This window comes from Paraburkholderia kururiensis, assembly GCF_034424375.1.
Classification (GTDB): Bacteria; Pseudomonadota; Gammaproteobacteria; order Burkholderiales; family Burkholderiaceae; genus Paraburkholderia; species Paraburkholderia kururiensis_A.
Genome location: NZ_CP139965.1, coordinates 3,351,731 through 3,376,313, shown reverse-complemented (window position 1 = coordinate 3,376,313; position 24,583 = coordinate 3,351,731). Strand labels below are relative to the sequence as shown.

At 64.9% G+C, this 24,583-nt stretch carries 19 protein-coding genes, 1 tRNA gene and 1 pseudogene; 15 read left to right on the top strand and 6 right to left on the bottom strand.

The genetic code is table 11. The features are described 5' to 3' along the window. Positions 1–28: 28 nt before the first annotated feature. A complete protein-coding gene (zwf, locus tag U0042_RS14990; RefSeq protein WP_114810113.1) occupies positions 29–1,489 on the bottom strand; it encodes a glucose-6-phosphate dehydrogenase in 1,461 nt (486 codons plus the stop codon). Between the two features lie 516 nt (positions 1,490–2,005). Here zwf and U0042_RS14985 point away from each other — a divergent pair. From U0042_RS14985 to U0042_RS14970, 4 genes are all read left to right on the top strand, one after another. Next, entirely contained in the window at positions 2,006–3,253 is a 1,248-nt protein-coding gene (locus U0042_RS14985; RefSeq protein WP_114810114.1) for an ABC transporter substrate-binding protein, read from the top strand. Positions 3,254–3,378: 125 nt separating this feature from the next. Further along, complete coding sequence (locus tag U0042_RS14980; protein WP_114810115.1) at positions 3,379–4,314, top strand: carbohydrate ABC transporter permease; 936 nt, start codon at positions 3,379–3,381, stop codon at positions 4,312–4,314. After that, complete coding sequence (locus U0042_RS14975; protein WP_198665258.1) at positions 4,304–5,161, top strand: carbohydrate ABC transporter permease; 858 nt, start codon at positions 4,304–4,306, stop codon at positions 5,159–5,161. The genes U0042_RS14980 and U0042_RS14975 overlap by 11 nt, the downstream gene beginning before the upstream one ends. A gap of 30 nt (positions 5,162–5,191) precedes the next feature. Then, positions 5,192–6,310: an ABC transporter ATP-binding protein gene (locus U0042_RS14970; RefSeq protein ID WP_114810117.1), complete on the top strand. Its 1,119-nt coding sequence runs from the start codon at positions 5,192–5,194 to the stop codon at positions 6,308–6,310. A 93-nt stretch (positions 6,311–6,403) separates the two neighbouring features. Here U0042_RS14970 and U0042_RS14965 read toward each other — a convergent pair whose 3' ends face one another. From U0042_RS14965 to trxB, 3 genes are all read right to left on the bottom strand, one after another. Next, positions 6,404–7,024 (bottom strand): trimeric intracellular cation channel family protein, encoded by a 621-nt coding sequence (locus tag U0042_RS14965; protein ID WP_114810380.1) that lies wholly within the window; start codon positions 7,022–7,024, stop codon positions 6,404–6,406. A 73-nt stretch (positions 7,025–7,097) separates the two neighbouring features. Next, on the bottom strand, positions 7,098–7,883 hold the full coding sequence (locus U0042_RS14960) for a Smr/MutS family protein (RefSeq protein ID WP_114810381.1): 786 nt from the start codon (positions 7,881–7,883) through the stop codon (positions 7,098–7,100). A 245-nt stretch (positions 7,884–8,128) separates the two neighbouring features. Then, positions 8,129–9,124 (bottom strand): thioredoxin-disulfide reductase, encoded by a 996-nt coding sequence (gene trxB / locus U0042_RS14955; protein ID WP_114810118.1) that lies wholly within the window; start codon positions 9,122–9,124, stop codon positions 8,129–8,131. 404 nt (positions 9,125–9,528) lie between these two features. On the opposite strand from trxB, the gene U0042_RS14950 reads away from it, so the two are divergent. Together U0042_RS14950 and lolA are read left to right on the top strand one after the other, a co-directional pair. Further along, positions 9,529–11,856, top strand: a complete 2,328-nt coding sequence (locus U0042_RS14950) for a DNA translocase FtsK (protein ID WP_198665259.1) — start codon at positions 9,529–9,531, stop codon at positions 11,854–11,856. Between the two features lie 110 nt (positions 11,857–11,966). Then, positions 11,967–12,719, top strand: coding sequence for an outer membrane lipoprotein chaperone LolA (lolA, locus tag U0042_RS14945; protein WP_232833297.1), 753 nt, complete (start codon positions 11,967–11,969; stop codon positions 12,717–12,719). 39 nt (positions 12,720–12,758) lie between these two features. Here the strand turns inward: lolA and cytX are convergent, their stop codons facing one another. After that, positions 12,759–14,075, bottom strand: coding sequence for a putative hydroxymethylpyrimidine transporter CytX (cytX, locus tag U0042_RS14940; protein WP_114810120.1), 1,317 nt, complete (start codon positions 14,073–14,075; stop codon positions 12,759–12,761). Positions 14,076–14,495: 420 nt separating this feature from the next. Between cytX and U0042_RS14935 the strand changes: the two genes are divergently transcribed. The 3 genes from U0042_RS14935 (at position 14,496) to U0042_RS14925 (ending at position 17,532) form a co-directional block, all read left to right on the top strand. Continuing rightward, positions 14,496–15,809 carry a replication-associated recombination protein A gene (locus U0042_RS14935; RefSeq protein WP_114810121.1) on the top strand — a complete coding sequence of 438 codons (1,314 nt, stop codon included), beginning with the start codon at positions 14,496–14,498 and terminating at the stop codon, positions 15,807–15,809. A gap of 110 nt (positions 15,810–15,919) precedes the next feature. After that, positions 15,920–17,212, top strand: coding sequence for a serine--tRNA ligase (gene serS, locus U0042_RS14930; protein WP_114810122.1), 1,293 nt, complete (start codon positions 15,920–15,922; stop codon positions 17,210–17,212). 229 nt (positions 17,213–17,441) lie between these two features. Continuing rightward, a tRNA-Ser gene (locus U0042_RS14925) sits at positions 17,442–17,532 on the top strand. Positions 17,533–17,829: 297 nt separating this feature from the next. Here the strand turns inward: U0042_RS14925 and U0042_RS14920 are convergent. Then, positions 17,830–18,622 (bottom strand): annotated as a pseudogene (locus U0042_RS14920) (transposase); the annotation flags it as partial. Between the two features lie 393 nt (positions 18,623–19,015). Between U0042_RS14920 and U0042_RS14915 the strand changes: the two are divergent. From U0042_RS14915 to U0042_RS14890, 6 genes are read left to right on the top strand one after another with little or no spacing between them, the layout of a single operon-like run. Beyond that, positions 19,016–20,575 (top strand): acetolactate synthase large subunit, encoded by a 1,560-nt coding sequence (locus U0042_RS14915; RefSeq protein ID WP_114810123.1) that lies wholly within the window; start codon positions 19,016–19,018, stop codon positions 20,573–20,575. A gap of 37 nt (positions 20,576–20,612) precedes the next feature. Next, the gene (locus U0042_RS14910) at positions 20,613–21,425 is read left to right on the top strand and encodes an SDR family NAD(P)-dependent oxidoreductase (protein ID WP_114810124.1); all 813 of its coding nucleotides are present in this window, start codon (positions 20,613–20,615) and stop codon (positions 21,423–21,425) included. Between the two features lie 19 nt (positions 21,426–21,444). Continuing rightward, positions 21,445–22,482: a sialidase family protein gene (locus U0042_RS14905; protein WP_114810125.1), complete on the top strand. Its 1,038-nt coding sequence runs from the start codon at positions 21,445–21,447 to the stop codon at positions 22,480–22,482. 19 nt (positions 22,483–22,501) lie between these two features. Then, positions 22,502–23,017, top strand: a complete 516-nt coding sequence (locus U0042_RS14900) for a VOC family protein (protein ID WP_114810126.1) — start codon at positions 22,502–22,504, stop codon at positions 23,015–23,017. A 53-nt stretch (positions 23,018–23,070) separates the two neighbouring features. Beyond that, a complete protein-coding gene (locus tag U0042_RS14895) occupies positions 23,071–23,676 on the top strand; it encodes an amino acid synthesis family protein (RefSeq protein ID WP_114810127.1) in 606 nt (201 codons plus the stop codon). Positions 23,677–23,703: 27 nt separating this feature from the next. Further along, positions 23,704–24,582 (top strand): alpha/beta fold hydrolase, encoded by an 879-nt coding sequence (locus tag U0042_RS14890; protein WP_114810128.1) that lies wholly within the window; start codon positions 23,704–23,706, stop codon positions 24,580–24,582. The last annotated feature ends 1 nt before the right edge of the window (position 24,583 follow it).

The window sequence follows — 24,583 nt, the reverse complement described above, 5'->3', positions numbered from 1 at the left end:
GCGAGGGCCGTCGCCCCGCGCGAATTCATCAATTCTCTTCTTCCAGCCAGCAGGTGCCGTGCTGTGCCAGCATCGCGCTCGATGCCGCCGGTCCCCAGGTGCCCGCCGCGTACGGCTTCGGCGGCTTGTTCGAGTTGGCCCACTCGCCGAGAATCGGCTCGACCCAGCGCCATGCGGCTTCCTGCTCGTCGCGCCGCACGAAGAGCGCGAGGCGCCCGCTGATGACGTCGAGCAACAGACGTTGGTACGCCTCCATCTGGCCTTCGCGGAAGAACTGGTCGAACGCGAGGTCGAGGTGGACGCTGGCGAGATTCATGCCTTCGCCCGGCTGCTTGGCGAGGCAGTACAGGCGAATCGTTTCGTTCGGCTGCAGGCGGATGACGAGCCGGTTCGCGCCGGGCCGCAGCGCCGTCGCGCCGAGCGCCGAATGCGGCACGGGCCGGAAGTTCACGACGATCTCAGCGACACGGTCTGCGAGCCGTTTGCCGGTGCGCAGAAAGAAAGGCACGCCGGCCCAGCGCCAGTTTTCGATTTCCACCTTCAGGGCAACGAACGTTTCCGTCGTGCTGTCGGGCTTCACGCCCTTTTCGGTGGAATAGGCGGGTACCGGCGTGCCGCGGATACCGCCCGCATGGTACTGACCGCGCACCGCGACCTTGCTGATGTCGCGCGGGTCGATGGGCTTGAGCGAGCGCAGCACGCGCAGCTTCTCGTCGCGTACGGCATCGGCATCCATGGAATGCGGCGGCTCCATCGCGATGATGGAGAGCAGCTGGAGCAGGTGGTTCTGCACCATGTCGCGTAGCGCGCCGGTGTTGTCGTAGAAATCGCCGCGGCCTTCCACGCCCAGTTCTTCGGCGATGGTGATCTGGATGCTCTCCACCCATTCGCGGCGCCACAGCGGCTCGAAGAGCGCGTTGCCGAAGCGCAGCGCGAGCAGGTTCTGAACCGGTTCCTTGCCGAGGTAATGGTCGATCCGGTAGATCTGGCCTTCGGCGAAGATCTCGCCCACCGCGTCGTTGATCGCGTTCGACGAACGCAGGTCGTAGCCGAGCGGTTTTTCGAGCACGATGCGCGCGTTCTCGTTGAGCCCCACCGAGGCGAGCGCGCGGCAGATCGGCACGAAGAGCGACGGGCCCGTGGCGAGATAGAACACGCGGATGCCGGGCAGCGTGCCCACCGCGTCGCGCAGCACGCCGAAGTCTTCGGGACGCGACAGGTCGAGCTTCACGTAGAGGACACGCTCGAGAAAGCTGGTCCACGCTGCCTCGTCCAGCCCGTTCTTCGAGACATGGGGCTTCACGTGCTCGTTGACCCAGGCGAGGTAGGCGTCGCGATTGTCCTCGTGACGTGCGACCGCGACGATCTTGCCGGTTTCGGCGAGCAGACCCGCGCGATGGGCTTCATAGAGGGCCGGCAGGATCTTGCGCATCGACAGGTCGCCGGTGCCGCCGAACAGCACGAAGGTGAAGCTTGAATCGGTTTGCATGAGTCTCCGTCGCCAGTCCTTGAGGGCCGTCAGACGCGGCCGTAGTCCGATAAAGTTTTTTTTGACACTGAATTGTAGTTTAACTACAATCCAAATCAAGAGGTAACGCTCATTCGATAAAAAAGCCGTGCGCCGCCTGCGGTGTACGTGTTTTCCCGAAGGAGCGGAACGTTCCTGCATGTTAACGGACAACGCACTCGCGCATTGTATGGCTCGCCTGCCGGGCCGCCGTGCAGCAAGGATCGCTCCGTGTGACGCACGCGGTACCTCGGGCCAGCCACCGGATCGGGCAACGTACCCGGTGCTGGCGAAAACCAGAAGAGGAGACAGTCAGTTGCATTCCGAACCACTCATCTCTTGAGCGTCCCGCGGCCGGACACCGGCACGCGGCCCTGCATCCGCAGGTCAGCACCGACGCCCGACCGCCCAGTGTTTTGCCTGTTTGAACCAACCATCGCACCCTGGCGACATCAGGGGCTCATCGTTTTTTGTTCAGGTGTCTGGAGGAGATAAGCAATGAAATTCCGTGCGATCATGGGCGCCCTGTGCGCCGCAGGTCTGATGTGTGGCGTGTCGGCGGTGCAGGCGGCCGAGTCTCTCGAAGTGCTGCACTGGTGGACCTCGGGCGGCGAATCGAAGGCGGTCGGCGTCCTCAAGGACGACATGCAGAAGCAGGGCTACACCTGGAAGGACTTTGCGGTTGCGGGCGGCGCGGGCGCGGCGGCCATGACGGCACTCAAGACGCAGGTGATCTCGGGCAACGCGCCGAGCGCGGCGCAGATCAAGGGCCCGCTGATCCAGGAATGGGCGCAGCAGGGCGTGCTCGTGAACATCGATTCGGCCGCAACGGACTGGAAGAAGAACCTGCCGCCTGAAATCGACAAGATCATGCACGCGGACGGCCACTACGTTGCCGCGCCGTTCTCGGTGCACCGCGTCAACTGGCTGTACATCAACAAGGCTGCGCTCGACAAGGTGGGCGGCAAGGTGCCGACCACGTGGCCGGAATTCTTCGCCGTTGCCGACAAGATGAAGGCCGCGGGCATCATGCCGATCGCGATGGGCGGCCAGCCCTGGCAAGACCTGACGCTGTGGGAAGATGTGGTTCTCTCGCAGGGCGCGGACTTCTACAAGAAGGCGCTGGTCGACCTCGACCAGAAGACGCTGACCTCGGACAAGATGCTCCAGGTGTTCGATACGGTGCGCAAGATTCAGGGTTACTTCGATAGCGGCCGCACGGGCCGCGACTGGAACCTCGCCACGGCCATGGTCATCAACGGCAAGGCCGGCATGCAGTTCATGGGCGACTGGGCGAAGGGCGAGTTCGCGAACGCGAACAAGAAGCCGGGTAGCGACTACATCTGCGCCGCGGTGCCGGGCACGGAGAAGGCCTACACGTTCAACGTCGACTCGTTCGTGTTCTTCCAGCAGAAGGGCCAAAGCGCCGCAACGCCGGGCCAGCTCGCGCTCGCGAAGACCATCATGAGCCCGGCGTTCCAGGAGCAGTTCAGCCTCTACAAGGGCTCCATCCCGGTGCGCCTTGGCGTTTCCATGGCCAAGTTCGACGACTGCGCGAAGAAGTCCTACGCGGATGAGCAGACGGCGATCAAGTCGGGCGGCTACGTGCCGTCGCTGGCGCACGGCATGGCTCAACCGGATGCCACGGCAGGCGCCATCACCGACGTCGTGACGAAGTTCATGAACTCGTCGCAAGACTCGAAGAGCGCGGTGGAAGCGCTCGCGAAGGCGGCCAAGACGAAGTAAATGTGCAATACGGAACGCCCGGTGTACGCTCGCGCATACCGGGCGTTTCGTTGAGCGGTTGCAGTGCAACAGAGTCACATCAGCCGGCGCAGCATGAGGCGCCGGCATAGCTCAGGAGTCGAGTAGTGGCTGCCTCTCTTAGCGGAAACGGAAAGAACGCCGCGGCCCGCCGCGCGTCGCCCATGGCCGCGCTTGCCGACCGCTGGATTCCGAAGCTGGTGCTCGCGCCCAGCATCGCGATCAGCCTGGTCTTCATCTACGGTTTCATTCTCATCACCGGCTATCTGTCGCTCACCAACTCGCGACTGATGCCGCGTTACGACTTCGTCGGGTTCGACCGCTACAGCGAACTCTTCCAGAACGACGTGTGGTGGACGTCGGCGCAGAACCTCGGCTGGTTCGGCATCCCGTTCATCGGTATCTGCGTGGTGCTCGGCCTCTTCCTCGCCATCCTGCTCGACCAGCGCATTCGCAACGAAGGCGCGCTGCGCGCGATCTTCCTGTACCCGATGGCGCTGTCGTTCATCGTGACGGGCACGGCGTGGCAGTGGATCCTCAATCCAGGCCTCGGCCTCGAAAAGGTGATGCACGACTGGGGCTGGACGAGCTTTTCGTTCAACTGGCTGGGCGACCCGGACAAGGCCATCTTCTGTATCGTGATCGCCGCCGTGTGGCAGTCCACGGGCTTCGTCATGGCGCTCTTCCTTGCCGGTCTGCGCGGCGTGGACAGCGAGATCTTCAAGGCGGCCCAGGTGGACGGCGCGACGTTGCCCACCATCTACCGCAAGATCGTGATTCCCAGCATGCGGCCGGTGTTCTTTTCCGTGCTGCTGATTCTCTGCCACATCACCATCAAGACCTTCGACCTCGTCGTTGCGCTGACGGCCGGCGGCCCCGGCACGTCGTCGTCGCTGCCCGCCATCTTCATGTACACGTTCTCGTTCAACCGCGGACAGCTGGGCGTGGGCGCGGCGTCTTCGGTAATGATGCTTGCCACGGTCGTCGCGGTGCTCGTGCCGCTCATGTATATGGAATCGAGGAGCACCCGCAATGCAGCCTAAGATGACGATCAGCCGCGCCGTCATTTACGCGGCGCTGATCCTGTTCGCGCTTTATTTCCTGTTCCCGATCTACGTGATGGTGTCCACGTCGTTCAAGGACATCGACCAGTTGCGCACCGGCAACCTGCTGACGCCGCCGTCGCACTGGACCGTGGCACCGTGGGTGAAGGCGTGGAGCGAAGCCTGCACCGGCGTGCGTTGCGACGGCATGAAGCCGTTCTTCCTGAACTCCGTGCGCATGGTGGTGCCCGCGGTGCTGATCTCGTCGCTGATCGGCGCGTTCAATGGCTATGTGCTGACGCACTGGCGCTTTCGCGGCGCCGATGCGCTCTTCACGATGCTGCTGGTGGGCTGCTTCATTCCGTTCCAGGTGATCCTGCTGCCCATGGCGCGCGTGCAAGGCATGTTCGGTATGGCCAACACCATCACGGGCCTCGTGTTCGTGCACGTGGTGTACGGCATCGCGTTCACCACGATGTTCTTCCGCAACTTCTATGTGAGCGTGCCGGCCGAACTCGTGAAGGCCGCGCGCATCGACGGTGCCGGTTTCTTCACGATCTTCGCGCGTATCCTGCTGCCGGTTTCGCTGCCCATCTTCATGGTCTGCCTGATCTGGCAGTTCACGCAGATCTGGAACGACTTCCTGTTCGGCATCGTGTTTTCGGGCGTCGATTCGATGCCGATCACGGTCGCGCTGAACAACCTCGTCAACACGTCCACCGGCGTGAAGGAATACAACGTCGACATGGCCGGCGCCATCATCGCCGCGCTGCCCACACTGCTCGTCTACGTGATCGCCGGCCGCTACTTCGTGCGCGGCCTCACCGCCGGCGCGGTGAAGGGCTGACACCCTATCAGAGAGAAGAGGATTCACAGCATGGCAAGTCTTTCCATCCGTGACGTGTACAAGACCTACCCGAACGGGGTGCCGGTTCTGAAGGGCGTCAACATCGACATCGAAGACGGGCAGTTCCTGATTCTCGTGGGCGGCTCGGGCTGCGGGAAGTCGACGCTGCTCAACATGATCGCGGGCCTCGAGACGGTCACGAAGGGCGAGATTGCGATCGACGGCAAGGTGGTCAACAACCTCTCGCCGAAAGACCGCGACATCGCGATGGTGTTCCAGTCGTACGCGCTCTATCCGTCCATGACGGTGCGCGACAACATCTCGTTCGGCCTCAACATCCGCAAGGTGCCGAAGGACGAGCAGAACCGCATCGTGGACCGCGTCTCGCAGATGCTGCAGATCCAGCACCTGCTCGACCGCAAGCCGGGCCAGCTCTCGGGCGGCCAGCGCCAGCGTGTGGCGATGGGCCGTGCGCTCGCGCGCGATCCGGTGATGTTCCTGTTCGACGAGCCGCTGTCGAACCTCGACGCGAAGCTGCGTATCGAGATGCGCTCGGAAATCAAGCTGCTGCACCAGCGCCTCGGCACGACGATCGTCTACGTGACGCACGACCAGATCGAAGCGATGACGCTGGGCGATCGCATCGCGGTGATGAAGGACGGCATCGTCCAGCAGTTCGGTGCGCCGCAGGACATCTACGATTCGCCGTCGAACCTGTTCGTCGCGGGCTTCATCGGCGCGCCGCCCATGAACTTCATTCAGGGCAAGCTGGTGGAACAGGGCACGGGCGTGGGCATCGAACTCGACACGGGCATCGGCCGTTCCGTGCTGAACCTGCCGTTCGCCGCGGGCAAGCTGAGCTCGCACGTGGGCCGCGAAGTGATTCTGGGTCTGCGTCCGGAGCGTATTACCGACGCCCGCAGTTCGCACAACGGCCACGGCGGCGAGTTGCAGCCCGTGGAGGTGAAGGTGGACGTGATCGAGCCGACCGGCCCGGACACGCTCGTGTTCGCGCAGGTGAACGGCAAGCGTATTGTGAGCCGCGTGCATCCGGGTTCGAACCCGCAGCCGCTCTCGAACATGACGCTGCTGTTCGATGTGTCGAAGGCCGTGCTGTTCGATCCTTCGACGGAAGAGCGGATCGCCTGACCGGCGGCAGTGCGTTGTGATGCGAGGCGCCCGGGCGTTGGCCGGGCGCCTCGATTCGTTTGGCGAGCCTGCTTCGTGCGAAGCGCCTGCCGCTCAATGCGGAAGCCGCACGTCGAGCCGGAACGTGACGAGCCGCGCCAGCAGAATGAAGGCCGTGGCGATCAGCACGCTATAGACGTTGTCGAAACTGCTTCTGGCGAGCAGCACGTAGAGGCAGCAGCCCGCGAACGCGCAGGTCGCATAGGGCCGCGAATCGCGCAGGATCAGCGGCACCTCGTTGCAGAGCACGTCGCGCAAGACGCCGCCGAACACCCCCGTCACCACGCCCATCATCACGCAGGTGAACCAGGGCAATTGGGCGTCGATGGCAAGCGACGTCCCCGAAATGCTGAAGAGCCCGAGACCGATGGCGTCGGCCACGAGCAGCGTGCGCTCCGAAATAAGACGTGTGGCCCACTTCAGCAGCCACGGCGCAAAGAGCGACAGCCCGAAGATCGCGATCACGTAGTCCTGATGCTCGACCCAGTAGAACGGCCGGCGCTCGAGCAGCACGTCGCGCACGGTACCGCCGCCGAATGCACTCGCCATCGCGACGAGGAACATGCCCACGGCGTCGAGCCGGCGTTTGCGCGCTTCGATGAAGCCGGAGATGGCGTAGGCGAAGATGGCGAGCGCTTCCATGAGCGAAAGCGCGAGCGTGAGGCGCGGATGAATCACCGGTACTCCGTGGAGGCTGGATGAACGACTCGGATCGGCGCCGGATGGGAGGCCTGAATGACGGCCCGGCTCAAGGTTCGAGCCCGGGTTTGATCGCCGCGCTTTGCGGATTGGCGAGCCGCGGTTGCAGCAGAACGAGCACGGCACCCGATCCACCATCGTGGCCACGAGCCTCGCAGAAGGCGATCACCTCTTCTTTCTGCACGAGCCACGTGCGCACCTTGCCCTTCAGGACCGGCTCCTTGCCCACCGAACCGAGCCCCTTGCCGTGAATTACGCGCAGGCAGCGCAGGCCGCGCTTCACAGATTCGCGGATGAACGCCTGCAGTGCCTCGCGCGCCTCGTCGCGGCGCATGCCGTGCAAGTCGAGTTGCGCCTGCACGATCCAGGCGCCGCGCCGCAGTTTGCGCACGACCTCGGCGCTGATGCCGGGGCGATGGTAGTAGAGCGTGTCGTCGGTATCGAGCAGGGCTTCCGGATCGAATTCGTCGGAAATGGCTTCGTGCAGCACGGCTTCTTCGTCGCGCCGCGTCTGCAACGGCAGCGGCACAGGCGGCGTAACCGTGCGCGGCGCGCGCACCGGAGCCGAGAGGGGCGACACAGCGCCGATTTCGCGGCGGAACAGGTCCGCGTCCGCTGCGGCTTCGCGGCGCGTCTGCGCCGCAACCGCCCGTTCGCGCTCGCGGCGCGCGGCGTCGGCCTTTAGCGCGTCGCGCAATGCGCCGAGCCCGGCGAGTCCGGTCGACGCTTGAGGCGTGGGCGTCGCCGACGCAGCCGGCGCGGCGCTGGGCACGGGTGGTTGCGCCGTGGCGCGCGGGCGCTTCGGTTCGCCCGGATGAGGGACGTTTTTCGGCATGGCGGTGACGGGCTGCGAATAGCTGAGGCGATAAAACGACGTGCGGTGCTGCCGGGTGTTTCGACGGCGTGAAGGCGGCGCGGCAGAGTGCGGCTCGCCGCGCGCAACGCATAAGGGCCGCGGCGATTCGCCTGCGGCCCTCATTCGATGCACCGCCCGCCTGGTTTCACATCCAGAACGCTATTCTAGCGGCCCGGCCGCGGACGGTTCGTGCAGGCCGGCAGCGCTGCCGGCCCGTGCCTGCTTTAGCGGTCTGCTTCCTGGCTCATCACGTGCGGTGCGCTCACTTCGTGGATGCTTTCGAGATAGCGCTGCGCGTCGAGCGCGGCCATGCAGCCCGTGCCCGCGCTCGTGATCGCTTGGCGATACACGTGGTCTTGCACGTCGCCGGCCGCGAACACGCCCGGCACGCTCGTGCCGGTCGCATTGCCGTTCAGACCGCCGTTCGTGATGATGTAGCCGTTCTTCATTTCGAGCTGGCCCGCGAAGATGTCGGTGTTCGGCTTGTGGCCGATCGCGACGAAGAGGCCTTGCAGTTCGATGTCGGTCGTCGCGCCGGTCTGGACGTGCTTGATCCGCAGACCGTTCACGCCCGAGTCGTCGCCCTTCACTTCGTCCAGCACGTGGTTCCACTTGATCTCGACCACGCCTTCCTTTTCCTTCTCGAGCAGGCGGTCGATCAGGATCGGCTCCGCGCGGAACTTGTCGCGGCGGTGGATGACCGTGACCTTCTTCGCGATGCCGGCGAGGTAGAGCGCTTCCTCGACCGCCGTATTGCCGCCGCCCACCACGGCGACGTGCTGCTGCCGGTAGAAGAAGCCGTCGCACGTTGCGCAGGCCGATACGCCGCGGCCCATGAACGCCTCTTCCGAAGGCAGGCCGAGATACTGCGCGGAGGCGCCGGTGGCGATGATGAGCGCGTCGCACGTGTATTCGCCCGAGTCGCCGATCAGGCGAATCGGCTTCTCATCCAGCTTCGCCGTGTGGATGTGGTCGAACACGATTTCGGTGTTGAAGCGCTCCGCATGCTCGAGAAAGCGCTGCATCAGTTCGGGGCCCTGCACGCCGTTCGGGTCTGCAGGCCAGTTTTCGACGTCGGTCGTGGTCATCAACTGGCCGCCCTGCGCGAGTCCGGTGATGAGCAGCGGCGAGAGGTTCGCGCGCGCCGCGTAGACAGCGGCCGTATAGCCGGCCGGGCCGGAACCGAGAATCAGGACTTTGGCGTGTTTGCGTGATGACATGATCGAAATCCGTAACGATATTCGGGTAAATGCGCGCTTCGCGTAGCCTTCGAGGCCACCCGGGCGCCCGGCGCGTAGGCGCGCCGGCACAGCGGCAGCTGTCACATCAGTTGGGTATCAGAGCGCGATTATAAAGGTGGGGGCTGGGCGCCGCTTCATGAAGCTTTCCGATCGCGGCGATAGCGCCGGGCCAGAATCGGGTTACGTGAGGCGGCACGCGGCGTCATGGAGTCGCAGGCGGCGGTGTGCGGGCCGTTACCGTCATTTACAGCCCCGGCTCCTGCAACGCGTTTACAATAGCCCGGATCGCAGAACGGGCACCCGCCGCCACCACGGCTGCCCCGCCGCAGCCGGCGCGCACGCCCGTGCCGCGGCTGCATGAAGGATCAGCACCACCAGGATCAATGGCCAAAACTCCCTATTCGACGAACGCCACCAACGCGACGAATGCGCAGGCATTGCCGCATCGCATGTCGCGTCTTTTCACCGAAATCCGCTGGATTTTGCAGGTCGCGCTCGGCGTTTTCCTGCTGATGGCGCTCGTCAGCTACAGCCGGCGGGATCCGAGCTGGACCCACGCTGCTCAGGTCGATCACATCTCGAACTGGGCGGGCCGCGTCGGGGCGTGGACCTCGGACATTCTGCTGCTGCTGTTCGGCCTGTCCGCCTACTGGTGGGTCGTGCTGCTCGCCCGGCGTATTTCGGCCAACTACCGGCGCATCACGCGCGAGACGATCGAAGACGAAGATACGCCGCGCGACCATGGCTGGCTGGCCGAAGCCGTGGCGTTCGTCGTGGTGCTGCTCGCCTGCGACGGCATCGAGGCGCTGCGCATGTGGTCGCTCAAGGTGCCGCTGCCGCGCGCGCCAGGCGGCGTGATCGGCGAAGCCGTGGCGCGCGGCGTTTCGCACGCGCTTGGGTTCACAGGCGGCACGCTGGCTTTGCTGGTGCTGCTCGCCGTGGGTCTTTCGCTGTATTTCCGCTTCTCGTGGCTTTCGGTGGCCGAAAAGGTGGGCGACTCCATCATTTCGGCCGTCACGCTCGCGAAGCTGCGCCGCGAGGCGGGCCGCGACCGCAAGCTCGGCGAGGCCGCGGCGGTCAAGCGCGAAGGCAAGGTAGAACAGAGCCGCGTGAAGATCGAAGAGCACGAGCCGGTCACCATCGTGCCGCCTGTCGCGCCTCAGCGTTCGGAACGCGTCGAGAAGGAACGCCAGGTGCCGCTCTTCACCGACCTGCCGGGCGACTCCACGCTGCCGCCCATTGCGCTGCTCGATCCGCCGCCGGCCTCGCAGGAAACCATTTCGCCGGACACGCTCGAATTCACGTCGCGTCTGATCGAAAAGAAGCTCAAGGACTTCGGCGTCGACGTGAGCGTCGTGGCGGCCTACCCCGGTCCCGTCGTGACGCGCTACGAAATCGAGCCGGCGGTGGGCGTGAAGGGCAGCCAGATCGTGAACCTCGCGAAGGACCTCGCGCGCTCGCTCTCGCTCGTGTCGATCCGCGTGGTCGAAACGATTCCGGGCAAGAACTACATGGCGCTGGAACTGCCGAACCAGCGCCGCCAGACCGTGCGCCTTTCCGAGATCCTGGGATCGAGCGTCTATGGCGACGCACCGTCCATGCTGACGATGGGCCTCGGCAAGGACATCGGCGGCAAGCCGGTGTGCGCGGACCTCGCGAAGATGCCGCACCTGCTCGTGGCCGGCACGACCGGCTCTGGCAAGTCGGTGGGGATCAACGCGATGATCCTCTCGCTGCTCTACAAGGCGACCGCCGAGCAGGTCCGCATGATCCTGATCGACCCGAAGATGCTCGAAATGAGCGTCTACGAAGGCATTCCGCATCTGCTGTGCCCCGTGGTCACCGACATGCGCCAGGCCGGCAACGCGCTCAACTGGACCGTGGCCGAGATGGAGCGCCGCTACAAGCTCATGAGCAAGCTGGGCGTGCGCAATCTGGCGGGCTACAACAACAAGATCGACGAAGCGACGAAGCGCGAAGAGAAGATTCCGAATCCGTTCAGCCTCACGCCCGACGATCCCGAGCCGCTCGCGAAGCTGCCGCATATCGTCGTCGTGATCGACGAACTCGCCGACCTGATGATGGTGGTCGGCAAGAAGGTCGAAGAACTGATTGCTCGCATCGCGCAAAAGGCGCGCGCGGCGGGCATTCACCTGATTCTTGCGACGCAGCGTCCGTCCGTGGACGTGATCACGGGGCTCATCAAGGCCAACGTGCCGACGCGCATCGCGTTCCAGGTGTCTTCGAAGATCGACTCGCGCACCATTCTCGACCAGCAGGGCGCGGAGTCGCTGCTCGGCATGGGCGACATGCTCTACCTGCCGCCCGGCACCGGCCTGCCGGTGCGCGTGCACGGCGCATTCGTCTCCGACGAGGAAGTGCACCGCGTGGTGGAAAAGCTCAAGGAGCACGGCGAGCCGAATTACATCGAGGGGCTGCTCGAAGGCGGCCTGGCGGGCGAGGGCGACGAAGGGTCCGCGGGCGAGGGAACCGGCGCGGCAGGCGGCGAGTCCGACCCGCTTTACGACCAGGCCGTGGAGGTGGTGATCAAGAATCGCCGCGCGTCCATCTCGCTCGTGCAGCGCCATCTGCGTATCGGCTACAACCGCGCGGCGCGGTTGCTGGAGCAGATGGAGCAGTCGGGGCTCGTATCGGCAATGTCGTCCAACGGCAATCGCGAAATTCTCGTGCCCTCGCGCGAGACCGAGTGAGAACGGACCGGCGCGATTTTGCGCCGGCGGCTTCTTTTGCGCCGAGCCTCACCAGGTCTTCGCCTCCCTCAAATTTCTTGCCTCGTTCCAGTTTCAACACGGAGAGTCACATGCAGCATCACGCATCGTCCGGTGCCGGTTTCAGTCATGGCGGCACCGCCCGCCGTTTAACGTTTGACCGCGGCCTCGCGCTGCTTCGCGCGCTGCCTCGCGTCATGGGCCGCGTGGCGGCGGGCGCATCGCTGCTCGCCGCCTCGCATGCCTTCGCGAGCGGCACGGAGCAGCTCAAGCAGTTCGTCGCGCAGGTGCATTCCGCGCGCGGCACGTTCGTGCAGAAGGAAGTAAAGGCGCCCAGCAACGCGCAGGGTGCGAGCGGCACGCTTTCCACGGCTTCGCGCATGGGCGGCACGTCGAGCGGCACGTTCATGTTCGCGCGGCCGGGCAAGTTCATCTGGGAATACCAGAAGCCCTACGAGCAACTGCTGGAGGCGGACGGCGACAACCTCTACGTCTACGACAAGGACCTGAACCAGGTCACGGTGCGCAAGCTGGGCGGCGCGCTGGGCGCGAGCCCGGCGGCCATCCTGTTCGGCAGCAACGATCTGGAGAAGAACTTCACGCTGCACGATGCGGGCGTGAAGGCCGGCATCGACTGGCTCGAGCTGATTCCGAAGTCGAAGGACACGCAGTTCCAGCGCGTGGGCATCGGCTTTCGCGACGGCAACCTCGAAGCCATGGAACTGCATGACGTGTTCGGCAACGTGACGCTGCTCACGTTCTCGAACATCCAGAAGAATCCGCCGCTGCCGGCGGATCAGTTCAAGTTCAACGTGCCGAAGGGCGCGGACGTCATCAACGGCTGATCGCCCGGCGTCGCTACGTGGGCGCGTGCGGCGGGGTTCCTACGCGAACGCTTGCCGCCGCACGCCGGCCAGCACCAGATAGCAGAGCGCGCCGGCCGCCAGTGCCGGCAGCGTGGCGCCCACGTTCGGCAGCCACTGGTTGATCGCGTGATAGGCTGCGATGCCGGCGGCCCAAGCCACGAACGCGCTCAGATGCCAGCCGCCTGAGTAGCCGTAACGGCCGCGCACATCGGCGAGCGCGTCGACCTCGATGCGCCGCCGGCGCACCACGAAGTGATCGGCGAGCACCATGCCGAAGAGCGGCGCGAATACCGAACCGATCAGCAACAGGAAGTTTTCGTAACGCGCCATCGGCACGACGAGCGCGATCAATGTGCAGAGCGCGCCGAACGCGGCCGAGAGCAGCGGAATGCTGCCGCGTGCCCACAGCGTGCCGGTCGAGACGGCGGCCGAATGGATGTCCGCGAATGCGTTGTCCGCTTCGTCGATCAATACCAGCAGCAGTGCGATGCCGCCGCCCGCCTGGGCCAGCGCCGTGGTGAGCAGCGCGTCGCCGCCGCCCGCGGCGAGTCCGTAGATCGCGCCGAGTGCGTAGAACCACACGTTCGCAATGCCGTAGCCGATCAGCGTGCCGCGGAAGGTTTCGCCTGCGCGCCGGCCAAAGCGCGTGTAGTCGGCGATCAACGGCAGCCACGACAACGGCATGGCGACCACGAGGTCGATGGCGCTGCCGAACGGCATCTCGCCTGTGCCCGGCCGGGCGAGCAGCGCGGCGAGATCGTGCCTCGCGAGCACGCTCCACGTGAGCCAGCCCGCGCCGGCCAGCAGCAGCCAGAGGCCCCACGTGCGCAGGAAGCGCCGCACGAACGAGAGCGGGCCGCTTACCGCGAGCAGCGTGGCGAGCAGGCCGAAGACGAGCGTCCAGATGAGCGGCGACGAGAAGCCGAAGGCTTGTTTCGCGAGCGCGTCGGCGGAATCGCGCATCACGATGATCTCGAAGGCGCCCCAGCCCACGAGCTGCACGGCGTTGATCACGGCGGGCACCGAGGCGCCGCGCACGCCCAGCGTGGGCCGCAGCGACGACATCGCGGCCAGCCCCGTGTCGGTGCCGATCACGCCGGCGAGCGCGAGCAGCACCACGCCGATCGCGCTGCCCACGGCGATGGCGACAAACGCCAGCGACAACGAGAGCCCCGGCACGAGCAGTGCGCCGGCTTGGGCCACGAGCAGCCCGATGCCGAGCGAGAACCATAGTGCGAAGGCGTCGCCGGTGCGGAACTGGCGGCGGGCGTCGGGCACCGGCGTAAGCGGCGCGTAGGTGGGGCCGGCGTCGCCGGCGAGCGGGTCTTGTGCCATCGAGAAGCTTCCCTGTCTGTCGATCTGTTGCGTGTCGGGCGACCTCGAAAGGTCGCGCGTCCATTGTTTTTGCGGCGAGGCGCCGCCATTTGAAGGGGGCGGCAAGGCATCGGCGGTCGCCTGCGAGGTGTTCGACGGAAGCCGGCCTGGTCGTGGCCTGCGGTCCTTCCTTCCGGCGCGCGCAGCATGCTGTCGCGAGCGCCCCGCCCATCGCCCTCGGCGCCGGCTGTCATAATGCAGGACGACCCGGTTTCGGCGTGCCGTTACGCACCGTGCGGCACCGTTGAACCGTCGAGCCGATTGTGCCTCGCCATGCCGCTTCGCCGGAACTGCATGGCAAAGCGTGACGACCACCGGCTCCTGCCGCCTGAAGGCGGACCCCAAGGCCGCCCCCAAAGCCGACATTATCGCGAAATCGCCATGTTTGAAGAAACCCGCGCCAACGTACCGCTTGCCGAGCGACTGCGCCCGCGCACCATCGACGAAGTGATCGGGCAGAAGCATCTGCTCGGTCCGAACAAGCCGCTGCGCGTCGCGTTCGAATCGGGCGAGGCGCATTCGATGATCCTGTGGGGGCCGCCTGGCGTCGGCAAGACGACGCTCGCGCGGCTCATGGCGGATGCGTTCCATGCCGAGTTCATCGCGCTGTCGGCCGTGCTCTCGGGCGTGAAGGACATTCGCGAGGCCGTGGAGACCGCGCAGATGCACCGCGCGCATGGGCATCAGACGCTCGTGTTCGTCGACGAGGTGCATCGCTTCAACAAGAGTCAGCAGGACGCATTCCTGCCGCACGTGGAGTCGGGGCTGTTCGTGTTCGTCGGCGCGACTACGGAGAATCCGTCGTTCGAAGTGAACAGCGCGCTGCTTTCGCGTGCCGCGGTGTACGTGCTGAAGAGCCTCGACGACGACGAGCAGCGCGAGCTGCTCGAGCGCGCGCAACGCGAACTCGGCGGCCTCACGTTCACCGATGAGGCGCGCAACGCGCTCATTGCCTCGGCCGACGGCGACGGCCGCAAGCTGCTCAACAACCTCGAAATCGTGGCGCGGGCCGCGGCGCAACAGAAGACGACCGAGATCGACGGCGCGTTGCTCGGCAGCGCGCTGGCCGAAAACCTGCGCCGCTTCGACAAGGGCGGCGACGCGTTCTACGACCAGATCAGCGCGTTGCACAAGTCGGTGCGCGGCAGCAATCCGGACGGTGCGCTGTACTGGTTCTGCCGCATGCTCGACGGCGGCGCGGACCCGCGTTACCTCGCGCGGCGCATCGTGCGCATGGCGTGGGAGGACATCGGCCTCGCGGACCCGCGCGCGGCGCGCATCGCGCTCGACGCCGCAGAGACCTACGAGCGGCTCGGCACGCCCGAAGGCGAACTCGCGCTGGCGCAAGCCATTATCTATCTCGCGGTCGCGCCGAAGTCGAACGCGGGCTACATGGCGTACAACGAGGCGCGGCGCTTCGTCGGCAAGGACCAGTCGCGCGCGGTGCCCGTCCATCTGCGCAACGCGCCCACCAAACTGATGAAGGAACTGGGCTACGGTCACGAGTACCGCTACGCGCACGACGAGCCCGATGCCTATGCGGCCGGCGAAACCTACTTGCCCGACGGCATGCGCGAGCCGCACTGGTATGCGCCGACGCCGCGCGGGCTCGAAGGCAAGATCGGCGAAAAGCTCGCGCGGCTCTCGGAACTCGACGCGCAATGGCGCAGCGAGCACAAGACGAAGAAGGGATGACCCTTGCCGCCGGGCGCGGCGGGCGGTCTTCTCGCGACACGCTTGCGCGCCGGTAGCCCTTGCCGGTGCGCTAAAATCCGTCTTTCACACAACGAAACTCCGTTCTCCCCATGCTCGACATCCAGCTGCTGCGCAAAGACCTCGACGGCGTTGCGAAACGCCTCGCCGACCGCGGCTATTCCCTCGACGTGGCGGCGTTCTCCGCCCTCGAAGCGGAGCGCCGCGCCATCCAGACCCGCACCGAAGAACTGCAGGCGCGTCGCAACAGCCTGTCGAAGCAGATCGGCGCGATGAAGGGCCGCGGCGAGGACACGTCGGTGGTGATGGCGGAAGTAGGCGGCATCGGCGACGAGATGAAGGCGTCGGCGGCGCAGCTCGACGAGATCCAGAAGCGACTCTCCGAGCTGATGCTGGGCGTGCCGAATCTGCCGCACGAAAGCGTGCCCGTGGGCAAGGACGAAAACGACAACGTGGAAATGCGCCGCTGGGGCACGCCGCGCCAGTTCGATTTCACGGTGAAGGATCACGTCGACGTGGGCACGCCGCTCGGTCTCGACTTCGAGACCGGCGCGAAGCTCTCGGGCGCGCGCTTCACGATGTTGCGCGGGCCGATCGCCCGGCTGCATCGCGCACTCGCCCAGTTCATGATCGACACGCACACGCAGCAGCACGGCTATACGGAAATCTACACGCCGTACATCGTCAACCCCGAGATTCTCTACGGCACCGGCCAGTTGCCCAAGTTCGCGGACGACATGTTCCGCGTAGAGAAGGGCGGCGGCGAGAACGTCGTCACGCAGTACCTCATTTCGACGTCCGAAATTTCGCTGACGAATACGGTGCGCGAGAGCATTGTCGACGGGAGTGCGCTGCCCATCAAACTCACGGCGCACTCGCCGTGCTTTCGCTCGGAAGCGGGCTCGTACGGCCGCGATACGCGCGGCATGATCCGCCAGCATCAGTTCGACAAGGTCGAGATGGTGCAGATCGTGGCGCCCGAAACGTCCTACGATGCGCTCGAGCAGATGGTCGGGCACGCGGAGACGATTCTGCAGAAGCTCGAGTTGCCTTATCGCGTGATCACGCTGTGCACGGGCGACATGGGCTTCTCCGCAGCCAAGACCTACGACCTCGAAGTGTGGCTGCCGGCGCAGAACACGTACCGCGAAATTTCGAGCTGCTCGAACACCGAGTCTTTCCAGGCGCGTCGCATGCAGGCGCGCTATCGGAATGCGCAGGGCAAACCGGAACTCGTGCATACGCTGAACGGCTCGGGCCTCGCGGTGGGCCGCACGCTCGTCGCCGTGCTGGAGAACTTCCAGAATGCCGATGGATCGGTGACGGTGCCGGCTGTGCTGCGTCCGTATCTGGGCGGACTCGAACGTATCGAGGCGGCCGCTTGACTGACGGCCTCAGATGACGGCCGCTTGATCGTTTGAGCGATGGTTGTATGGACGGCTGGTTCGCGCTTTCTGCAAAAAAAAACTTGGAAAGCTGTATCGGCTGTTCTATAATCTTCGCTTCGCCAAGCAGCGACCCGCTTGGTGAGAAGTCAAAAGCCGAGTCGAACTCGCAAGATTTCACAGGGTTTCAGCGCCTTCCTGGCGCGTTGCTTGTGAAGTCATCCATCCCGGAAAGGTGGCAGAGTGGTCGAATGCGCCGGACTCGAAATCCGGTATACGGTTATACCGTATCGTGGGTTCGAATCCCACCCTTTCCGCCAGAATGCAGAAAGAACCCCCGCATAGTCCATAGCTTGCGGGGGTTTTTGTTTTTCAGTTCGTCAGTCAATCTATCGGTGGTTGTCTCGGTAGGGCAATGTAGGCGTGGCCGGCCACGATCGATCAGTGCGACGCGCTCTGTACTTCCTCGCGCAACCGCATATCTTCGCCAGGTGGAGTGCGAATGCAAATCCAGATCGAGCTTCCGGTCGACCATTGATTGAGTGCTGGAGCTTCTGTCAGGCTATCGCGAGGGCCATTTCTTCGGCCGACGAAAAACCCATCGAGGGCAGCGACTGTATCACCTGCCTGGTAAATTCCGATCCGTTATTGCACAACAGCGCACGCGGTGTTCCTCGCCTGAGGCGCAGTTCCTCCGGCACCCGCAAGACATCCCACGCTCCCAGCCGCTGACCAACGTCGATTGCCAGCGCTTCGCGCGTGAAGGCATCGACGATAGTCAGCGCACGAAATCGCTGACCGCCTGCCAGCTGGTCCGCAACGAAGTCCCGATTGCACGCGTGATTTGCCGCTGTGGTCCCCCACGCGGGCGGGGCGACTCATTTGTGCCCGTCGTTTGCGACTCGGCCTGTAGCGTAGCGACCAGGCCTTCTTCCCGTTGCAACAGCACGCGAATCTTGCGGTAGCCATATCGCACACAGGTCGCCGCGATTTCGCACATGCGCTGGCGCAGTGCCGTCTGCGGGTCGCGATGACTTCGATATTGATACACCGAGCGCGACAGCATCACCAGGCGGCAAGTCCGGCGCTCCGCAATTGCGTACGTTGACTTCAGATAGTCCGCGATGCTGTGCCTCAGGTGCGGCTTCACCATTTCTTTGGGGCGTCGGTCGGCATCGCCTTGTCCAGCGTCAGCTCGGCGACCAACGTCTTCAACTCGGCGTTCTCGTCCTGAAGCTGTTTCAACGGACGCACCTGGCCCGTCTGCAGCCCGGCGTGCACCTTCTTCCAGCGATAGAAGATCCGCGCCGAGATATCCACGTGACGAATCAGCTCGGCCACAGGCATGCCCGCTTCTGCCTGCTTTAACGCAGCCACAATCTGTTCGGCACTGAAGCGCTTGCGTTTCATCACGGCTCCGTTCTCATCGGAAAGTTCGTCGAAAACTCGCTTGCATCATGGCGCTGCTTACGCGAGCCACTTACGGAAGCACGCAGGTACCGACTCCAGGCGCCTCGGCAGCGCGGATGCTGGCGGTGTGCCGCCGTGGTACAGGAGTGAGTCAAGCTCAAAGTTAATATGCAAATCCCGTATTCCGGTACATGGCGTCAATCACGTCTCGTCGGTGTGGTCGCCGAGGCAAGCGTAGCAACAGCATTGATGCGGAAAAATATGGGGTTAACGCCGATCGGATCAACATCTCTTGCTTGCTCGCTTGAATTTTGACAAATCCCCTAATACGGGATTATAGTCACTTCGACCGACCTGAACTCAACCGAGCGTGACCGCATGGAGACTCCCCACATGGCCCCCGACCAACGCAACGGCGCATGCGTCGTGCTCGAGACCGCGCGCGATGCGGGCGTAGACGTGTGCTTTGCCAATCCCGGCACGACCGAAATGCCGTTCGTGCGGGCGCTGGACCTCGTAGCCGGGGTGCGTGCCGTTCTGGGGCTGTTCGAGGGCGTCTGCACCGGTGCCGCGGACGGCTATGGCCGCATGGCCGGCAAGCCCGCCATGACGCTGCTGCATCTGGGGCCAGGCCACGCGAACGGCATCGCGAATCTGCACAACGCGCGCCGCGCCCGCACACCCATTCTCAACATCGTGGGCGATCATGCGCGCGCGCATCTGCAGTACGACGCGCCGCTCACGTCGGATATCGAATCGTTGGCGCGCCCTGTGTCGGTCTGGTATCGCAGCGTGGCGAGCGAAGCGGACCTTGGCCACGATACGAACGACGCAATCGCCGCGGCCATGGGCGCACAGCGCGGCGTCGCCACGCTCGTGCTGCCCGTCGATCTGCAATCGGTCAACGTGCCGGCATCGCGTCCTGCAGGCGCGCCCGGTATCACCGCGCCGTCGTTCGATCCCGCGAACGTGGCGGCCGTTGCCAAGCTCGTGGCCGCAGGCATGCCGCTCACGTTTCTGATGGGCGACCGCGCGCTGTCCGCTCGCGGCCAGCGTGCCGCGTCGCGCATTGCAGCCGCCACGGGATCGACCTGCTTCAGCGAGACCTTCCCCGCGCGAACCGAACGCGGCGGAGGTCTGCCCGACATCGACCGGCTTCCCTATTTCCCCGAGCCCGCGCGTGAGGCGCTGGCCGGGCGCGTCGTTGTGCTCGTCGGCGCGCGCGCGCCCGTCACGTATTTCGCCTACGAGGGCATTCCTGGCGAGCTTGCCGCGCCCGAGAACGTCGTCACGTTGGCCGCACCGGGCGAGGCGTCCGACGATGCGCTGGAAGCACTCGTTCAGTATATCGAAGCAACAGCCGACGTGCCGGGTGTGGAAACAGGCCAATGGCCCGTGGATGATGGCCCGCTCACACCGCAGGCGGTGGGGAGAATTCTTTCCAATGCGCTGCCCGACAACGCAATCGTCTCCGTGGAGGGCGGCACCTGCGGGTATCCCTTCGTGACGGCATCGGCACGTGCCCGCCGGCACACCATTCTGACCAACACGGGCGGAGCCATCGGCCAGGGCCTGCCCGTTGCGTTGGGCGCGGCGGTGGCGTGTCCGGATCGCCGCGTGTTTGCGCTGCAGTCCGACGGCAGCGCGCAGTACACGATTCAGTCGCTCTGGACCATGGCGCGGGAGCGCCTGCCCATCGTCGTTCTGATCGCCTCGAACAGACGTTACGGAATCCTTCAGACCGAGTTGAAGCGCAGCGGATTTCCGGACGACATGCCGAACTCGCGTCGCCTCACGCTGCTCGACGACCCGCCCATCGACTGGCTTTCGTTGGCGCGCGGCTACGGCGTGCCGGCTGAAGCGGTAGGCACGACTCGCGCGCTCGAACAGGCGCTCGCAGGCGCACTTGCGGACACCGATGGACCGCGCCTGATCGAGATGCGGCTGCCTTGAATCGCAACTTCACTACTTCCTGAATACGGGCTTCGTCATGGATTTGCAACTCAAAGGAAAGGTCGCCTTCATTACCGGCGGCAGCATGGGGATCGGCAAGGCGGTCGCGCTGGAACTGGCGCGCGAGGGCGTCAACGTTGCCATTGCGGCCCGCCGCATGGAACACCTCGAAACGGCCGCGGCGGAAATTCGCGAGGCGCTCGCGCCGGCCGGCGACACCGTTGGCGCGATTCTGCCGGTCAGCGTGGACACCACGAGCATGGCCTCGGTCGAAGCCGCGATGGCCGCAACCGTCGAGCGCTTCGGGCGGCTCGACATTCTGCTGAACGGCGCCGCGCATCCGGGCGGGCTCGTGCGCGCAGAGCTGGAAAACGCGGACCCCGACGGCCTGCTGCAGGACATCGACATCAAGGTGGTGGGCTATCTGCGCTGTGCGAAAGCGGCGGCACCCTACATGCGACGCAACGGCTTCGGTCGCATCATCAACATCGGCGGGCTCACGGGGCGTGGCAGCAAGCAGCTTTCGGGCATGCGCAACGTCGCGGTCGTGCACATGACCAAGACGCTCTCGGACCAGTTGGGTCCGCATGGCATCACGGTCAATACGATTCACCCCGGCGTGGTGGAAACGCCGCACATCCACGAGCTTTACGAAAAGGAAGCGCAAAAGCAGGGGCTCACAGCCGATCAGGTGGAAGCCAACTACGTGAAGGCCACGCCGATTCGCCGTGTTTTGCAGCCCGAAGAAATGGGCTGGATCGTGGCGTTCCTGGCCTCGCCGAAGTCGGGCTCCATCACCGGCGAATCCGTGGGCTGCGACGGCGGCCTCACGCGCGGCATTTTCCTTTGACATGAAGGAGTACAGATTGATGAGTGCAACAGTACTGGTCGCAACCGCGGGGCAAGGCATTCTGCGCTCCAACGACGACGGCAAGACCTGGCATCGCCTTGGCCTCGAAGAACCCATCGAGTTCGACGGCATCGTTCGCGCACTGGCGGTGGATCCTTCCACGCCCTCGCGCATCTATGCCGGAGCGGACTCGGGCCTGTGTATCAGCGACGACGGCGGCGCGCATTGGCACCGGCCAACGAATATCCTGAATGGCCTGACGGTCTGGTCCATCGCGATCGACCCGAATCATCCCTCCGTGCTCTATGCCGGTACGGGCGCGCCTTCGCGGGCAGCGCTCTACAAATCGACGGACGCCGGGCTCACCTGGACGCGTGCGACGCCCGAATTCCCGGAGTTCTGCTCGGGCGTTCATCGTCCGCGCCTGCTGACTGTCTGCGTCGATCCCGATAACAGTCGCGACGTGTGGTTCGGCCTGGAAGAGGGCGGTGCCTGGCGCAGCCGCGACGCGGGGGCGAGCTGGACCCGCATCGACGGCCCCGGTACGGCCATCCGCAACAGCGACATTCATGCCATCACGGTGCTGCCCGCTACGCCCGACAAGGCGAAAACCACCGTGCTGCTTACCGTGAACGCTGTCTACGTGAGCGAAGACGATGGCCAGACATGGGACGGCAAACTTTCGCGCGAGCGCTTCGACGGCCTTTACTACACGCGCACTGCGACGCAGTTGCCCGGACCGGACGGCGATCTGCTCATGGCCATCGGAGACGGCACGCCCGGCAGCCGTACGCGCATCTACCGTTCGTGCGACCGCGGCCACGAGTGGATCGAGATGGAGCTCGACACGCCGCCCAACTCCACGTTCTGGGCATTTGGCGTGCACGCCGCGCAGCCGGAGCGCGTCTATGCAGGCACCAAGTACGGCCATCTGTTCTGCTCGCACGATGGCGGCCGACGCTGGACAAAGCAATGGCGCGAATTCAGCGAAATCACGGCGGTGGCATGGACGCCGTTCGAGGCGCCGCTGGTCGCCCACGTGCAATCCACGCACTGATGGATGAAGGAGACCAGCCATGACGCCTTCGGAAATAGAGCAACGCGTGCGCGCAGCGAATGCATCGGGGTTGCCGCTGCGCACGCCAAAGATCCAGCGCACGCACCTGTCGCTTTTCGTGCGCGACCCTGTCGCCTCCAGCGAATGGTATGCCGAGGTGCTGGGCATGACCGAGACTGCACGCAGCGAACAGTGGGTATTCATGTCGTTCGGCAAGAAGCACCACGATATCGCGCTGATCCGTGCGGCGTCGGACGCCGAACTCGGCACCATCGGCCTGCAACACTATGGCCTCGAAATTGCCGGCGACCTCACGGAACTGCGTCGCCTCTACGGCATGCTGCTCCGGCGTAACGTGCCCATCGTGAAGATTACCGATCACAAGGTGGGCATTGGCGTGTACTTCACCGACCCGGACGGCAACCGCCTCGAATTCTTCTGCGAGATGGTGAAAGACGACGAGGAGGGAAAGCGGGTGTTGAACGAGCACCACGCCCCAAGCGATCCGACCCAGCTGGAACCGCTGTTCGAGTAACCCATGACCGATGTGCCGTGCACGTCCAACTCATACATTTCGGAGTACTGTTAATGAGCAAGACCGCCAATTTCGAGACCTATCACATTCGCAAGTGGTACACGCAGATCGAAGACGCGCTCGCCAACGAATCGGGTGAACTGGCCGACGGCGAACCGCTGCGCAAGATCGTGATTGCCGCCGTGATCCACAACCCCTACGCCGGACGCTTCAGCCAGAATCTGGATGAACTCGTGGCGCCCTCGCCTGCGCTGGGCGCGGAGTTCGCTCGCAGAATCCGCGAGCTGAATGGCGACTCCAACATCGAGAGTTACGGCAAGGCTTGCCTCGTCGGCTCAGCGGGCGAGTACGAACACGGTAACGCACTGCTCACGGCGATGTTTGCCGACCCGGTGCGCAAGGCGCTGGGCGGCGGCAAGGCCTGGGTGCCGTCCACGGGAAAACGCGGTGGCATCAACACGGTGATCGATGTCCCGCTCGCGCACAAAGACGCCCTGTACGTCCGGTCGCACTACGACACCATGACGTGTCTGTTCCCCGATGCCCCGAACGCCGACGAAGTGGTCGCCATCTTCGCTTTCGCGACGCGCGGCCGCCTGCATGCGCGGCTCGGCGGTCTCAAGTCGTCGGAGGTCGTCGGCAAGGACGGCCTCGTCTAGACAGAACAACAGCGTGGAGAGCGAGCGATGAACACCTTGCCGGCGCAGGAAGGCTGGATAGCGAGCGACGGGCTGCGGCTGCGCTACGTCACCTGGGGACACGAGGACGCGCCGCCCATCGTGATGCTGCATGGCCTGCGCAGTTATGCGTGCACGTGGGAGCCCGTGGCAGCGGCACTGGTCGACCGTTACCGCGTGATTGCGCTCGACCAGCGCGGCCGCGGGTTGAGCGACTGGGACCCGCAGCGCAACTACTACGCCGAGGCCTATGTCCGCGATCTCGAAGTGCTCGTGGACGCGCTGGGGCTGCGCCGGTTCGTGCTCGCCGGTCATTCGATGGGCGGCGCCAACGCGTTCGTCTACTCGGGCAGGCATCCCACGCGCCTCGCGGGTTTGGTGATCGAAGACATGGGGCCCGGCGCGTCGGCAAGCTCGCAGGGTTCGGAGCGAATCAGACGCGAATTGCGCGACACGCCTGATGCCTTCGACTCCTGGGACGACGCGCGCGCGTTCTGGCGGCGCCAACGGCCCAACATACCGGATGCCGCGCTGGACTCGCGCGTCGCGCACTCGCTGAAGGCCGCCGAAAGTGGCCGCATCGTCTGGCGGCATGACGCGGCCGGCATCGCCGCGGCGCGTCTTGCCGCAACGCCCGAGCAACTGGTGGATTTGTGGCCGTTCGTGAGGGGCCTGACGATGCCGACGCTCGTGGTGCGCGGAGGCGATTCGGATTTTCTTTCCGAGGCGACGCTGAAGCAGATGGCCACGGCTTCGGCGCACATTTCTACGGTGAGCATTCCGCACGCAACGCACTACGTCCACGACGATCAGCTTGCCGCGTTCAACAACGCGCTGCGTGCGTGGCTCGACAATCTGAACGACGCAGCCTGGCGCGAGGGGACGTAAG